This is a genomic window from Massilia frigida, from assembly GCF_011682175.1.
GTDB classification, from domain to species: Bacteria; Pseudomonadota; Gammaproteobacteria; order Burkholderiales; family Burkholderiaceae_D; genus Telluria_A; species Telluria_A frigida.
Genome location: NZ_WHJG01000143.1, coordinates 1 through 885, shown reverse-complemented (window position 1 = coordinate 885; position 885 = coordinate 1). Strand labels below are relative to the sequence as shown.

Here is an 885-nt window from a genome sequence, read left to right as displayed (position 1 = left end):
ATCGCCGCAACATGCGCCGCCCAGAATTGCATGTCCTTTTTCATCCTTGTCCCACATAAAATTAGATGGGGAAAGAATGCTGCAGCCGCAGCTATGCCACAAGTCTGGGGTTTATGGCGCGCTTACGTAGCGATCGCTACCCCAGGTATGACGTTCGATTTTTTCCTGCGGGTCGCCGCCACGCTGCCGGCGAGTCCACCGAACAGGGCGATCAGCACGTCCCATATCGTGGGCGTGGTGCGCGCCAGCAGTTCGGTCTGGGCCTGCGATAGCGGTGTGATTGCAAAATACAAGGTTGAAGTCATGATGGACAGGCCCGTGGCGATGGCTAAACTGCTCAATGCGCGCCGGATCAGGGAGAAATCATAAATTGCAATGCCGTAACCGATTCCCATAATCGGACCCATCAAAGGCGAGATCAACATCGCGCCAATGATGGCGGCGGCGGAATTCACGTTCAGTCCGACCGAGGCGATGAAAATCGCGAACATCAAAATCCAGGGAGTTGCGCCCCTCAGCTCGATGTCACCCCGAATCCGACTGTCGATTTCTTCATGCGGCGCCTGATCGTCGCGCAGACTGAACCTGCGGGCAAAAGCAGCACGCAGTCGTGGCATGGGACGGATAAAAATGGGTCGTTGAGCGGTTTTCATACAGGCACTTTTTTAAGCAAAAGTGCGATGATAGCCCATCAGGAATTCCGCTTAAAAAAAGTGGGGACTGCGGGTGCCATTGGACAACCGGTGACTGTCGGCTTCGGGGCGATGGACTAAACCGCTCGCGCGGTAGTCGGACTTCGATGCAGCCTGTGGTCCCGCCACAGCCGGGTTTCTGCTGCAAGATTGTAGCTGTTTCCTATGTTGGTTAGTGAGGCAATCGGCCTCA

At 55.5% G+C, this 885-nt stretch carries 1 protein-coding gene; it reads right to left on the bottom strand.

All coding sequences use genetic code 11. The features are described 5' to 3' along the window. Window positions 1–122: 122 nt before the first annotated feature. Window positions 123–653 carry a DUF389 domain-containing protein gene (locus F2P44_RS34385; RefSeq protein WP_167094577.1) on the bottom strand — a complete coding sequence of 177 codons (531 nt, stop codon included), beginning with the start codon at window positions 651–653 and terminating at the stop codon, window positions 123–125. Between the last annotated feature and the right edge of the window lie 232 nt (window positions 654–885).